Consider the following 13,677-nt stretch of genomic DNA (forward strand, 5'->3'; position numbering starts at 1 on the left):
CGTGCAATCTGGCTCGCAATGTTTCCAATGCGCTCATGGACTTAATGCAGGCCTTTCGGTCGCGAAGTTGGTCGTTGCGGCAGCTCGAGCCAGAGCGGATCAACTCTGCGGCTGCGGCTCTCCAGCTTTTATGAACTGGCCCACAATTCCGAACTTTCTTCGCGGTCGCAAACCGGGAAGTCGCCGGAAGGAAACGAGCGTCGTCGTTGGGTATTATGCCAATAATTCGACCAACTTGCCGGCCGCGTCGATCAAGTGCACGCGGTCGATATCGACACGCCGCAACAGCGATCGAATCTGGTCGTCCGGCATCAGGCTGAACGCCGTCGATAAGGCGTCCGCTGCAGTCGCGCTGCGGGAAACAGTGGTCACGCTGCGATAGCGGTGGGCGCAGCCGCCCGATCGGGGATCGAACAAATGGTTGAAGCGCGCCCCGGAATCGAACTGGCAACCGTAACCGCCTGAGGTGGAGACGGCGCGGTCGACGATCGGCAGCACCGTTTTGGTGTGGCCCGCGCTGTCCGGATCGGCGATACCGACGTCAAAGGGGCGTCCGTCCGGACGCGAGCCGATCGCCCGGGCCTCGCCCATGTCGACCAGGCTGTGCGAGATGCCGTGCGCCCGCAGCAGGTCGACCACCTTGTCCGTAACGTAGCCCTGCGCGATCCCGTTCAGGGTGACGGCCATGCCCTTGGGCATCACGATCCGGTCGCGGCTGACCGACAGCCGGCTGCTGTCGACGCGCGCCAGCGCAGCCTCGATCTCGGCTAGGCGAGGGCCGGCCGGATCGGCGTCAGCTCGCGCGAAATGGCGGGCATAGAGCTCCCACAGCGGCTGCACCGTGACGTCGAACAAACCGCCCGTCAGCGTGGCGTAGCGCTGCGAGGTTGAAAGCAGATCGACCATTTCGGCGGCCGGATCAACCAGGACACCCGTCCGGTTCAGCGCGACCAGGGCGGAATCGTCGAGATAGAGGCTGAACAGCCGTTCGAGCCGGCGCGCCTCGGCGCAGGCCAGCGCGATCAGCCGCTCGGCCCGGCGGCGGTCTTCGTCGTGAATCTCTAGCGCTGCGACCGCGCCCAGCATCGTGCCGCGCCAGGTGACCGGCGCGGCCTCTGCACAAACGGGACGTCCGACGGACAGCGCGCCGAGCCCCGCGGCAGCGGCGCTGATCCGGATGAAGCGTCGGCGGGACAGCATTGGCGTCATGGCGTCCTCCTCGCTCCGTCACCCGGCGCCCCTTCGGACGCTTCGTCCGGCGCCGCGCCGCCGGCATTCGCGGAAGCGAGGACGTAGTCCCGCGGCACCTCGTCGAAGCCGACGATCCTGCCGCCGTTCTCACTTGCGAATCTCTCGGCGGCGGCCCGGTCCGAGAACGGCACGGCCTCGTCGCCGCCCATGCCGCTCTTGACTCGGCTCTCGATCACGAACAGCGCCTTGCGCGCCTCGATCCAATTGTCGGCGCTAGGCTTGTCCCACTCGCGCGCTTTGCCCATGTCGGACACGTAGATCGCCAAAATGTCTTTGGGCTCGTCCGGCAGCATGGTGAAGGCGATCGCATCGCGCACCGACGAGAACCAGACGGGCTGGATCAAGCTCGCGGCGAAGATGTGACCCTTGGGTCCGGGATGCTCGAGCACGTTCATGCCGCAGTAGTGGCCGATGTCCTCCGCGGTCATCCGATGCGGCGGCGGGATATTGGCAGCCTGCTTGTCGTTGCAGCCCGCGAGCGCGAGCGGCAGCAGCAGGGCGAGCAGCAGCGTTCGGCGCCTCATAGCTCCCTCCGCGAGAAGGCGAGCGCGGCCAGGCCCAGCGGCAGCAGCGTCCAGCCGAGCAGGGAGGTCAGCAGGACCGGCACCGTCAGCGACGTGGTTTGGGCGAGGCCGGCCATGCCGGCGAACGTGCTGACATTGGCGAAGCCGGTCAGATTGATCAGCCGGTAGGCGTCGGTCGGGTTCGCCAGCAACATGACGTTGAGCGCGGCCGCAGAGATGCTGCGACCCTGGTCGAGCGCAAGTACGCCCAGCAGCGCCATGTCGTAGATGAGCACCAGCAGCAGCCACAATCCGATGCAAATGCCGGCAGCCGTTCCGCGATCACGCACGAGCGCGCTGACCAGATAGCCGATCGCCACAAACGCAGCTCCGAGCAGCACCGAGGAGCCGATCATGGCCACGAAGGCCACGAGACTGTCGCCATCGATACGGCCGCCCGTCGCCGCCAGCGCCGCCACGGCAAGTCCGTAGCCAAGGCAGGTCGCGAAGGCGAGAACGGCGAGATGGCCCAGGAACTTGCCGAACAGCACCTGCGACCTCGCCACCGGGTAGCTGAGCAACAACAGCATCGTCCCCCGCTCCATCTCGCCGACGATGGCGTCGTGGGACATCAGCAGCGCGATCAGCGGAACGAGAAAGATGGTCAGGCTCGACAGGCTAACGATGACAACGTCGAGCGTGCGCACGCCGACATTGCCGGTCGGCGCGCTGCCGAGAAACGTCAGCGACAGGGCAAGCCCGGCCAGCAGCAGCGTTGCCGCAAGCACCCAGCGATTGCGGATCGCCTGATGGATCTCCTTGGCTGCGATGATCAGGATATTCATGAGGCCTGCTCCGATCGTCGGAGAAAGTGAGCATAGAGCTCGTCGAGGCTCGGCGGGACCACGTCGACGTCCTCGACCGAATTGCCGGAGGCGGTGGCGCGATGCAGCAGCTCGATCTTCCGCTCCGGTGCGGCGTCGATCTCGACGAGGTGGCCGTTCAAGCGGCGGCAGGTCGTGTCGGTCGGCGCCCAGGCCGGCATCTCGTGCGGGGCCAGCCCGGAAACCTTGAGACGGATCCGGGTCGGCAGCCGGGCGAGGCGGCGCAGCTCGTCGATGGTGCCGTCCGCGACCTTGAGACCGCGGTTCATGATGATGACCCGCCCGGCGCGCTCCTCGAGCTCGGTGAGCGCGTGTGACGACAGCAGCACGGTCGCGCCCTCGGCTGCGAGCCGCGCGATGACATCGTAGAAGGTCTGGCGCAGTTCCGGATCAAGGCCGGTGGTCGGCTCGTCCAGCAGCAGCACGCGCGGTCGACCCAGCAGCGCCTGCGCGAGCCCGAGCCGCTGGCGCATGCCCTTCGAATAGGTGCCGACCCGCCGGCAGCTGGCGGCGCCCAGGCCGACGACATCGAGCAGCTCCATAGCCCTTGCGACCGGCGCCCGCTTCAGCCGTGCGTAGAAAGCCTGCATCTCGCGGCCGGTGAGGGCGGCGTCGAAGGAGACATTTTCAGGCAGATAGCCGAGCTGCTGACGTCCGGCGAACTCGCCAGCCGCGGGATTGTCCCCGAGAACCTCGATGGAGCCGCTGGTCGGCCGGATCAGCCCGAGCATGAGCTTCATGAGCGTGGTCTTGCCGGCGCCGTTGTGGCCGATCAGCGCCACGAGCTCGCCGTCGCCGAGCTCGAATGAGGCGCCGCGGACGGCTTTGACGCTGCCGTAGTCTTTGGTGACGTCGCAGAGCCGCACCGTCTTCATCGTCGCGCCTCCTCGGCGACGCGACGCCCGGGCGGAGATATCAGGGGATGACTGTCGACGACGCCGCCAGGCAGCAGCGCGGGAAATTGCGCCTGCGCCCAGCGGATCACCTGCACTGCGGGGCTGTTGATCAGGACCTTCGCGGCCGGCGCGGTCCACAGCACGCGATCGACGAGGTCGTTCGGCCGATACGCCGTATCGGCGATACCATCTCCATTCAGGTCGAAAGCCGGATTGTCGCTCCAGTAATTGCCGCGCCCGCCGATCGACCAGTCGAGATGCCGGGTGCCGACATATTTCACCTGGTTGGCGTTGCTGACGAAGGAGTTGCCCGTGATCTCGTTGCCTTCGGAGCCGGCCGTGAAGTGCACGCCGATCGCGCAGCGCTCGAACCAGTTGTTGCGGAACTTGTTGTGGTTGGTGTTGTAGATGAACACGCACTTTTCCGGGCCGGTCTTGAGAGAGCTCTCCCGCTTCTGCTGCGGGAGCATGCCTCGCTCCTCGGCCGGCCCGTCCTCCGGCTTCTGCATCGTCGGGTTCAGCTGGCCGCCGGTGACCCGGTTGCCTTCGATCACGGCGTAGTTTGCGTAGTTGAAGAGAAGTCCATAGTCGCGATCGCGATCGGAGCTGTTGCCGCGGATCACCAGACGGTTCGAGTACATGATGGCGTAACCGACGTGGTTGCCGATCGACACGTTGCCGCTGACTTCGCTGTCGTTGGTGTACATGTAGTGGACCGCGAAGCGAACCTGCTCGAAGCGGTTGTCGATGAAGCGGTCCTTGCTGCTGGAGATCGAGAAGATGCCGTCGCGGCCATAGCGGAACGTATTGTTGGCGATGGTGACATCGGGCGCGTTCCACAGCGAGACTCCATTGCCGGCCTCGCTGAGACGCCCGCCGCGCAGTCCCTCGATCTCGTTGCGCGCCACCCGCGAGCCCCTGGCGCCATGCACATAGACACCGAACAGGTTTTCCACCAGCCGGTTGTCCTCGATCCTCGCGCGCTCGGCCGTCTTCTGCAGGAAGATCCCGGAATTCATCGCCTGCAAGTCGCGGCCGGACCCGCGAATGGTCAAGCCGCGAATGGTCACATCGGCCGCGCTGACGGTAATGACGTTGCCGGAACCATCGCCATCGAGCACAGCGTCCCGACTCCCGACCAGCTGCAAGGGGCGGTCGATCCGGATCGGACCATGATATTCGCCCGGCGCAAGCTCGACGACGTCGCCGGCGCGCGCATGATCCAGCACGGCTTGCAGCGGCTGGCCGGGTGCAGCCGTCAAGGTCTCCGCTTCGGCGAAGCCGGATAATCCGGCGGCGGCCAGCGCCGCCGGAAACATGCGTAACAGAAGTCGCACGAAGTCACTCCGATCAGACCGATTTCGGTTCGACGAACATCCTGCCCTTCATCTCCATATGCATGGCGTGGCAGAACCAGGAGCAATAATACCAGTAGACGCCTGGCTTGTCGGCCGTGAAGGTCACCGACGCGGTGGCCATCGGCCCGATCTCCATGTTGATGCCGTAGTTGACGATGCAGAACCCGTGCGTCAGGTCTTCGACCGCGTCGATGTTGGTGACGAAGACGGTCACTTCGTCACCTTGCTTGACCTGGAACTGATCGAGTCCGTAGGCCGGCGCGGTCGAAGTCATATAGACCCGCACCTTGTTGCCGTCGCGGATCACCTTGGAATCCGCCTCGAGGTTGATGCCGTCGGCCTTGGCCTGCTTGACCGCATCCGCAAAGATCGGATCCGCGCGGTCATAGATCGAGACGGGGTTGATCTTGGAGCGGTGGACGATGGTCGCGTCATGCGGCTCGGCGAAGCTCGGGCCGTCATGCACGAGCTTCATCTGATCGCCCGAGATGTCGATCAGCTGATCGTTCTCCGGCTTGAGCGGGCCGACGTTCAGGAAGCGGTCCTTCGAGAACTTGTTCAGCGAGATGAGCCATTTTCCATCCGCCTCCTTGGTCTGGCCCATCGAGGTGTGGTTGTGGCCCGGCTGATAGTGCACGTCGAGCTTCTGGAGGATGGGATTGACCTTCTCGCCCTTGAAGGCGCGCTTGGCGAGGTCGATGTTCCACTTGCAGACCTGGCTGTCGAGGAAAAGGGTGGTGTAGGCGTTGCCCTTGCCGTCATAGGCCGTGTGCAGCGGGCCGAGGCCAAGCTCCGGTTCTGCAACGACAACGTCGCGCGGCTTGATCTTGTCATCGAACAGGTCGTCGAATTTGCGGACGTCCATCACAGTCACGGTGGGCGAGAGCTTTCCGGCCGCCACGATGTGGATGCCGTCCGGAGCGGTGTTCATGCCATGCGGATTGTTCGAGACCGGAACGTAGCGGGTGTAGGCCGAACCCTTGCGGCCGTCGATCACGGGCACGCCGTTCATCTCCTTGAAGTCGCCCTTCTTCACGGCCTCTTCGATCCGCTTGATGTTGAAGATGACGACCCAGTCCTGTTCGCTGGCGGTCATTTCCGCGAGAGTGACGCCTTCCTCACCGTTGTAGCAGGTCGCAAAGCAGTACTTGCCCTGGTAATCGGCATCGACATTGTCGAGGTTGCCGCTGACGATCACCTGCCAGGCTACCTTCATCGTGTCGCCGTCGATCGCACTGAAGATCGAGCGATACTGCTTGGGATCGTCCAGGATCTTGCCGTCATTGGGCAGCGGCACGCCATCCTCGCCGTTGGCGAAGACATAGCCCGTGCGCGGATATTTCTGCAGGCGGAGGCCGTGAACGGTGTGCTGGTTCGGCAGTTCGATGATCTTGTCGCACTTCATGATGTCGAGCCGCACCCGCGCGACGCGGCTATTGGCCTTGTCGTTCATGAAGGCATAGCGACCGTCATAGGTGCCGTCCGTGAACGAAATGTGCGGGTGGTGGAGGTCGCCGTTCAGGTAGGTGCCGCCGCGGTTCTTCAGGAACTCGCGGGTCGCAGGTTGCATCCCCTCGGTCAGAACCTTGATGCTTTCGTTGGTCTGCCCCCAGCCGGTCGCGCTGCAGCGATTGAAAACCGGAACGCGCATCAATTCGCGCATCGAGGGAAGGCCGACGACCCGCATCTCTCCGGACTGGCCGCTGGAGAAGAACACGTAATATTCGTCGAGCTCGCCGGGCGCGACCTCGGTCTTGTGAACGGCCGGCCGGGCTGCCGGTGCTTTCGGCGCGGCATTCTTGGTCTGCGCGTCCGCAGGCGCGACGAATCCGCCGTCCTTCAGCATCACTCCGCCGGCAAGGCCCACGCCCGCTGCGGCCGCCGTCGTTCCGAGCACGGTTCGTCGGCTGACGCCCTTGGTTTTTTCGTTTTCACTCATGATTGCCTCCTCGGCTTCGGGTTCAGTTTGGGGGTGGAGAGAGGACTGCCGATGCGGCAACGGGCTTGCCACCGGCGGTAATGACGGTCGCGGGACCCTTGCCGCCGGAGCGCATCGAGGGCGACGACATCGCCGCGAACTTCTCGCGCTTGAGCCGCACCTGGATCATGTGCGGGCAGCGGTGGTCGTCGTAATAGAGTTCCTGACAATGCATGCAGTAGATGCATTCGTTGACGTTGATGTGCCCCTCGGGATGGATCGACTGCACCGGGCATTCCTTGGCGCAGCGCTGACACGGCGAGCCGCATTCTTCCCAGCGGCGCAGCCATTCGAACGTCCGCATGCGCCCGGGAATCGCGAGCGCCGCGCCGAGCGGACAGAGGTAGCGACAGAAGAAGCGCTCGATGAAGAGGCCGATGACGAGCAGGGCGACTGCATAGGCCACGAACGGCCAGCTTCGTGAGAATTTCAGGATGATCGCGGTCTTGAACGGCTCGACCTCGGCAAATCGCTCGGCCATCTCGACGGAGTAGAGCGACAGCCCGAACAGTCCGAGAAAGATGATGTACTTGATCGGCCATAGCCGTTCATGCAGTCCCCACGGCACCGTTATTTGCGGCACCTTCAGCCATTTCGCAGCCGTGTTGGTGAGCTCCTGCAGTGCGCCAAAGGGACACAGCCAACCGCAGAACGGTCCGCGCCCCCAGAACAGGAGCCCGCCGGCCGTCGCCGCCCATAGAATGAAGATCAGCGGCGCGGCGAGGAAGAATTCCCAGTGGAAGCCGGTCACCAGCGCGTTGGTGAAGGTGACGACGTTGACGACGGAGAGCTGCGCGTTGGCGTACCAGCCGAGCCAGACCAGAACGAAGGCGAGATAGCCCCGCCGCACCCAGGTGTAGAGCACCGGGCGGCGCACCAAGAGGTTTTGGAAGAAGAAGACGCCGGTGAGGGCGGCCAGCATGAAGGCGGTGATGGCGATCGAGACCGTGCTCGATCGCCAGATCCGCATCCAGAGTGGCTCGTCCGCCTCCGCCGGCGGGGCGGCCGCGACGGCTGCCTGCGAGGGCGGAGGCGCTGCGCTCTCTGGCACGGTCACGGCCCGCTGCTCGCGGCGTATGTAGCTATCGGGCAGGATGTAGTTGACGTCGAAGGTCAGGAACGCCTTGTCGCGGCCGCCGAGGCTGCGCTGCACCAGGAGCTGAAGCTGCCACGGCTGCGTTGGATCCAGCGTGAACTCGGGAGGCGTGACGAACAGCGCGACTTCCCTGAACTCCGGCGCGCCGACCGCGTCCAGCGCACCAAGGCGGGTATGGTTCCGGTCGCGGAAGCGGGTGCTGTTGCCTTCCTGCAGGATTTCGATCCGATCGAAGATACCACCGCGCACATAGGCCGAGCCCTTGAAGGAGTAGGGGCCGTTGCCGGCGACGATGATCGCCTGCTGTCCGGGCTTAAGGCCCTCCTTCAAGCGTCGATAGCCATCCTCGCCAAGGAGGCTGCGGCCGATCGTGGGCGCACTCGCGAGGGCGACGTAAAGATCGATGAAGGTGTCGTTCGCGTCACCCGGTTCGGGATATTGAGTCGCCGCCGCGCTGCCGGATTTTGCAAAGGCGTCGTTGATGTCGCCGATCCCGAGATGAAGCCGGCGGATCGAACCGTCGCCGACGAGGCTCTCCCAGTCGCGGACTTCGCTGTGTTCGAGATCCAGCGTCTTGATGGCGGGGGGCAGGGCAGCTGAAACCGCCGCGCCGTTGCCGCCGCCAACACGGCCGCTTCGGATCAGCTTGGACGCCGCACGAACGATGCTGTCGCCCATCACCAGCACGGTGACGGTTGCGCCGCTGACGATGTCGACCTGCGGTGGCCTCTCGGCACCACTTGCGACCGGCTTCATGTCCTTGCCGATCAGCGCGTTCACGGCAGCGATGATGCGCGCCTCGGGAATGCCGACCAGCACGATCGGCTCCTTGTGATCGAGGAGCTTGATGCCGGTGATGACGCCGTTGGGGTCGATTCCAGCCAGCAAGTGAATCGGTTTGCCGGAGTAGCCGACGGTGTTGGCGAAGTCGGAGTTCAGGAACACGAAACCTTGGAGCTGGTCACCACGATAGACGGGCACGATGGGCGGATCGCCCTGCGGAGGTCCGAAGCGCTCGGCGCTTGGGAAGAAGTCAGCAGGCGATGTTTTGGAAAGATAACCCGCAAGATTTCCTGCGGCGCATGCGGGTTCGAGCCACAGCGTTGCACAGATCGCAAAGAGGACGGCGAGCAACGGGCCGCCGAGCCAATCGTTTGCGGTTGCGGAACAACTCCGGGCCATGAGCACCACAGGTGGAACAGCCGCCCCAAACGAGGACAGCTTTTCATTCGATTTCGAAAGTTTGATGTCCCGGGATCGCCGCTGACGCCGGGTTGGCAGGCTCATTGCCTGAGCCGAATTGACTCGCGTCAATACAGCCTTGTTAGTATCCGGACACGATGCCTCATTGCGCTGGATCAAACAGCGAAGGAATTCGGCAATGCCTCTGCTTCGAAAGGCTCTCCTGGGAGCCGAGCCGACCGGTACCTTGCAGTCGCTTGATGAGCTGTTCGCGCTCGCGCATGCCATGGAACAGGAGGCCGCGAACAGGTACAGCGGATTTGCCGATGAGATGCGTCGGCAGACCAAGAACGACTTGGCGGCGGTATTCACCCAACTCGCAGCCGCGGAACGCGAGCACGTCGACAGCGTCGCACGATGGTCGCAATCGCGCTGCGGCAAGGATCCGGATCCTGCGCTGGTGCGCTGGGAAGCGCCCGAGACCTTCGATGCAGAGACCGCCGCTGAGGTGAACACCTCCCGGCTTTTGACGCCGTACCGCGCGTTAGCGATGGCAGTGCGCAATGAGGAACGGGCCTTCGCATTCTGGTCCTACCTGGCGGCCTATTCCCGGGATCCTGAAGTCAAGAAGGCGTCCGAGGCCATGGCAAGGGAGGAACTCGGCCATGTCGCCGCGCTGCGGAAGGAGAGGCGGCGCGCATATCGCCACGAACACGAACGGAGCCGTGCCGAGACGTCGGCGGAGCCTCGACCGCCGCATATCGACGCGCAGCGGCTCGAGCTCCGCCTGGCCGCGCAACTTGCCGAGATGGAACCACGCCTGGGCGGGCCAGCGGCGGTCCGGATAAGGGGCATTCGCCAACAGGCAATCGAGATGGCCGACGCCGCCGTGGGTGCGGGAAGCTTTCCGGCGCCCTTGGAGCGCAAAGGCCCATTGGAGGTCGCCGAAGCGCTCGTCGACGGCTACCTCGAAGGCGCCGAACGGGCGACCGATGCGGCCCACCTCGAACGCCTGCAGCGACTGGCAGAGCAAGCGATCTCGAGATTGGCTTGGCTCCGATCGCTGTCGGCGGCGTAACGCGCTTGCGGCAATCGTGGCTATGGGTGCCCTCGATCGCATGGCGGCTTGTCCGAAGGACAGTGGCCGGCAGGCCGTCGAAAGCGTCCCAGACGGAATCTCAGGGTGGGCCTCGATGCGATGCGAGCGGTCGGATGCCGTCGCCAGAGCAAAATCCACAATTCGCATAAGGTATATTATGGAATATATTTATGTACAATGAAATCAATCATTTGGGCGGAATTGCTGACATCCGACCTTCGCCAAAGCCCGTATCTCCGTCTGCGCGTCGGCCGTCGTCTTAGCTCTTGACGTCTACTGTGCATGGGGTTGTTTTTCAGATTTTGAAACGGGTCGAGGTCTGCGAAAGCCGATATTGCCGTGACCTTGTCCGGCTGCAATAAGCGAGGCATCCGCGAGATCGCAGATGACCCTAAGGCGGACCGCCCGTATAGGTTTGCATCTCAGAACAACAACAAACCTTCCGAGGAAGCAGACCCATGGTCCTTTCCACGCGCTATTCCCGACGCACGCTTCTCAAGGCTTCCGCCGCGACCGCGGTCCTGGGCGGCCTCGGTGCGCCCCATGTGGCCCGCGCCCAGAGCGCCGAGTTCACCTACAAGTACGCCAATAACCTGCCCGACACCCATCCGCTCAACGTCCGTGCCAAGGAGATGGCGGCGGCGATCAAGACCGAGACAGGCGGCAAGTTCGACCTGCAAATCTTCCCGAACAATCAGCTCGGCTCCGACACCGACATGCTGAGCCAGATCCGCTCCGGCGGCGTCGAGTTCTTCACGCTGTCCGGCCTGATCCTGTCGACCCTGGTGCCGGCGGCGTCCATCAACGGCATCGGCTTCGCGTTCCCGGACTACGACACGGTCTGGAAGGCCATGGACGGCGATCTCGGCGCCCATGTCCGCGGCGAGATCAAGAAGGCCGGCCTCGAGGTCATGGACAAGATCTGGGACAACGGCTTCCGCCAGACCACGTCGTCGACCAGGCCGATCGCCGGGCCTGACGATCTCAAGGGCTTCAAGATCCGCGTGCCGGTGTCGCCGCTGTGGACCTCGATGTTCAAGGCGTTCGATGCCGCGCCCGCCTCGATCAATTTCAGCGAGGTTTATTCCGCACTCCAGACCAAGATCGTCGAGGGCCAGGAGAACCCGCTGGCCATCATCTCGACCGGCAAGCTCTACGAGGTGCAGAAGTACTGCTCGCTGACCAACCACATGTGGGACGGATTCTGGTTCCTGGCCAACCGCAGAGCCTGGGAAAAGCTGCCGCAGGACGTGCGCACCGTCGTCGCCAGGAACATCAATGCCGCCGCCGTTAGGGAGCGTGAAGATACCGCCAAGCTGAACGCCAACCTGCAGCAGGAGCTCGCGGGCAAGGGCCTGGCCTTCAACCAGCCGGCCATCGCGCCGTTCCGCGACAAGCTGCGCTCCGCCGGCTTCTATGCCGAATGGAAGGGCAAATATGGCGATCAGGCTTGGGAGCTTCTGGAGAAAGCCGTCGGCAAGCTGTCGTAGCGCATTGGGGCCGTCGAGGTCGGTATCAGATGGCTCACGTCGAGATCGAGGTGACCGAAGCGGTGGGCGAGGTGACGTTGCAGTCCCCTCGCCGACCTTCGCTGCTGGCCTCAGTTGAGCGCGTGCTTGGCCTCGTCGTCGAAATCCCGACGGCGATCCTGGTGGTCGCCGAGATCGTGATCCTGTTTGCCGGGGTGGTCGCACGCTATGGCCTGCACCGGCCGCTGATCTGGTCGGACGAGCTCGCCTCGATCCTGTTCCTGTGGCTCGCCATGCTGGGCGCGGCGGTTGCGTTCCGCCGCTCCGAGCACATGCGCATGACGGCGGTCGTCGCCAACGCCAGGCCGGCGATGCGGGCCTATCTCGATCTGGTCGCGACCTCCGCGGCCCTGGCGTTCCTGATCCTGATTGTGTGGCCGGCCTGCGACTACGCCTATGAAGAAAGCTACATCACGACGCCGGCGCTGCAGATCTCCAATATGTGGCGCGCCGCCGCGCTGCCGGCCGGCATCGGCCTGATGGCGGCCTTTGCCCTGCTGCGGCTCGCGCGCGCCGCCGACCACCGCATGGTTGCGGCCGCCGTGCTGTCGGTTGCGGTCGTGATCGGCCTGTTCTGGCTGGCCGAGCCATTGCTGCGACCGCTCGGCAATCTCAACCTCATCATCTTCTTCGTCGGCGTCGCCGGCTTCTGCGTCTTTGCCGGGGTTCCCATTGCGTTCGGCTTTGGTCTTGCGATCTACGGCTATCTCGCGCTGACCACGCGCACGCCGGTCATGGTGCTGGTCGGGCGCATGGACGAGGGCATGAGCCACCTCATCCTGCTTTCCGTGCCGCTGTTCGTGTTTCTGGGGTTACTGATCGAGATGACCGGCATGGCGCGGGCCATGGTGGCGTTCCTGGCAAGCCTGCTCGGCCATATCAGGGGCGGCCTGCATTACGTGCTGGTCGGCGCGATGTACCTCGTCTCCGGCATCTCTGGCGCCAAGGCGGCCGACATGGCGGCAGTCGCGCCCGTGCTGTTCCCGGAGATGAAAGAGCGCGGCGCCAAGCCCGGCGATCTCGTCGCGCTGCTGGCGGCCACCGGCGCCCAGACCGAGACCATCCCGCCCAGCCTCGTGCTGATCACGATCGGCTCAGTCACGGGCGTCTCGATCGCCGCCCTCTTCACCGGCGGCCTCCTGCCCGGCGTCGTGCTCGCCGTCACGCTCTGCATGCTGGTGTGGTGGCGCTACCGCCACGAGGACATGAGCCACGTCCGCCGCGCGACGGCATCCGAGATCGGCAAGACCTTCGTCGTCGCCCTGCCCGCGCTCGCGCTGCCCTTCGTGATCCGCTATGCCGTGGTCGAGGGCATCGCGACCGCGACCGAAGTCTCCACCATCGGCATCGTCTATGGCGCCCTCGTGGGCCTTCTGATCTACCGCCGCTTCGACTGGCGGCGGCTGTTTCCGATGCTCGTCGAGACCGCCGCGCTGTCGGGTGCGATCCTCCTGATCATCGGCACGGCGACCGGCATGGCCTGGGGCCTGACCCAATCCGGCTTCTCGCGCTCGCTGGCTGCAGCCATGACGGGATTGCCGGGCGGGGCTGCGACCTTCATCGCCGTGTCGATCCTGGCCTTCACCATCCTCGGCAGCGTGCTGGAGGGCATCCCGGCGATCGTGCTGTTCGGACCGCTGCTGTTTCCGATCGCCCGCGCCGTCGGCGTGCACGAGGTGCACTACGCCATGGTGATCATTCTCGCCATGGGTATCGGGCTATTCGCCCCGCCCTTCGGCGTCGGCTATTATGCCGCCTGCGCCATCGGGCGCGTCGATCCGGCCGAAGGCATCAGGCCGATCTGGGGCTATCTGCTGGCGCTGCTGGTGGGATTGATCATCGTCGCGATCTTTCCCTGGATCTCGATCGGATTTCTTTGATGCGGTTAAAGGAGGGTGTCG

10 protein-coding genes are annotated in these 13,677 nt (G+C 64.5%); 3 read left to right on the forward strand and 7 right to left on the reverse strand.

The annotated features are described in order from the left end of the window. Positions 1-213: 213 nt before the first annotated feature. From I6F28_RS21165 to I6F28_RS21195, 7 genes are read right to left on the reverse strand one after another with little or no spacing between them, the layout of a single operon-like run. Entirely contained in the window at positions 214-1,209 is a 996-nt protein-coding gene (locus tag I6F28_RS21165; RefSeq protein WP_225140873.1) for an FAD:protein FMN transferase, read from the reverse strand. Further along, positions 1,206-1,775 carry a nitrous oxide reductase accessory protein NosL gene (locus tag I6F28_RS21170; protein ID WP_225140874.1) on the reverse strand — a complete coding sequence of 190 codons (570 nt, stop codon included), beginning with the start codon at positions 1,773-1,775 and terminating at the stop codon, positions 1,206-1,208. The genes I6F28_RS21165 and I6F28_RS21170 overlap by 4 nt, the downstream gene beginning before the upstream one ends. After that, positions 1,772-2,599: an ABC transporter permease subunit gene (locus I6F28_RS21175; protein ID WP_225140876.1), complete on the reverse strand. Its 828-nt coding sequence runs from the start codon at positions 2,597-2,599 to the stop codon at positions 1,772-1,774. The genes I6F28_RS21170 and I6F28_RS21175 overlap by 4 nt, the downstream gene beginning before the upstream one ends. Next, on the reverse strand, positions 2,596-3,513 hold the full coding sequence (locus I6F28_RS21180) for an ABC transporter ATP-binding protein (RefSeq protein ID WP_225140878.1): 918 nt from the start codon (positions 3,511-3,513) through the stop codon (positions 2,596-2,598). Before I6F28_RS21180 ends, I6F28_RS21175 begins: the two co-directional genes overlap by 4 nt. Further along, positions 3,510-4,871: a nitrous oxide reductase family maturation protein NosD gene (locus tag I6F28_RS21185; RefSeq protein WP_225140880.1), complete on the reverse strand. Its 1,362-nt coding sequence runs from the start codon at positions 4,869-4,871 to the stop codon at positions 3,510-3,512. Before I6F28_RS21185 ends, I6F28_RS21180 begins: the two co-directional genes overlap by 4 nt. Before the next feature lie 13 nt (positions 4,872-4,884). Further along, complete coding sequence (nosZ, locus tag I6F28_RS21190; protein ID WP_128261662.1) at positions 4,885-6,831, reverse strand: TAT-dependent nitrous-oxide reductase; 1,947 nt, start codon at positions 6,829-6,831, stop codon at positions 4,885-4,887. Positions 6,832-6,853: 22 nt separating this feature from the next. After that, on the reverse strand, positions 6,854-9,148 hold the full coding sequence (locus I6F28_RS21195) for a NosR/NirI family protein (RefSeq protein ID WP_225140882.1): 2,295 nt from the start codon (positions 9,146-9,148) through the stop codon (positions 6,854-6,856). A 199-nt stretch (positions 9,149-9,347) separates the two neighbouring features. Here I6F28_RS21195 and I6F28_RS21200 point away from each other — a divergent pair, with 199 nt between their 5' ends. The 3 genes from I6F28_RS21200 to I6F28_RS21210 all read left to right on the forward strand — a co-directional run bounded on the left by I6F28_RS21200 (position 9,348) and on the right by I6F28_RS21210 (position 13,656). Further along, positions 9,348-10,226: a ferritin family protein gene (locus I6F28_RS21200; protein ID WP_225140884.1), complete on the forward strand. Its 879-nt coding sequence runs from the start codon at positions 9,348-9,350 to the stop codon at positions 10,224-10,226. 479 nt (positions 10,227-10,705) lie between these two features. Then, positions 10,706-11,737 carry a TRAP transporter substrate-binding protein gene (locus I6F28_RS21205; RefSeq protein WP_109143763.1) on the forward strand — a complete coding sequence of 344 codons (1,032 nt, stop codon included), beginning with the start codon at positions 10,706-10,708 and terminating at the stop codon, positions 11,735-11,737. Between the two features lie 29 nt (positions 11,738-11,766). Beyond that, the gene (locus I6F28_RS21210; protein WP_225140886.1) at positions 11,767-13,656 is read left to right on the forward strand and encodes a TRAP transporter large permease; all 1,890 of its coding nucleotides are present in this window, start codon (positions 11,767-11,769) and stop codon (positions 13,654-13,656) included. Positions 13,657-13,677 lie beyond the last annotated feature (21 nt).

The organism is Bradyrhizobium sp. NBAIM14, from assembly GCF_020193895.1.
In the GTDB taxonomy this organism is placed as follows: domain Bacteria; phylum Pseudomonadota; class Alphaproteobacteria; order Rhizobiales; family Xanthobacteraceae; genus Bradyrhizobium; species Bradyrhizobium yuanmingense.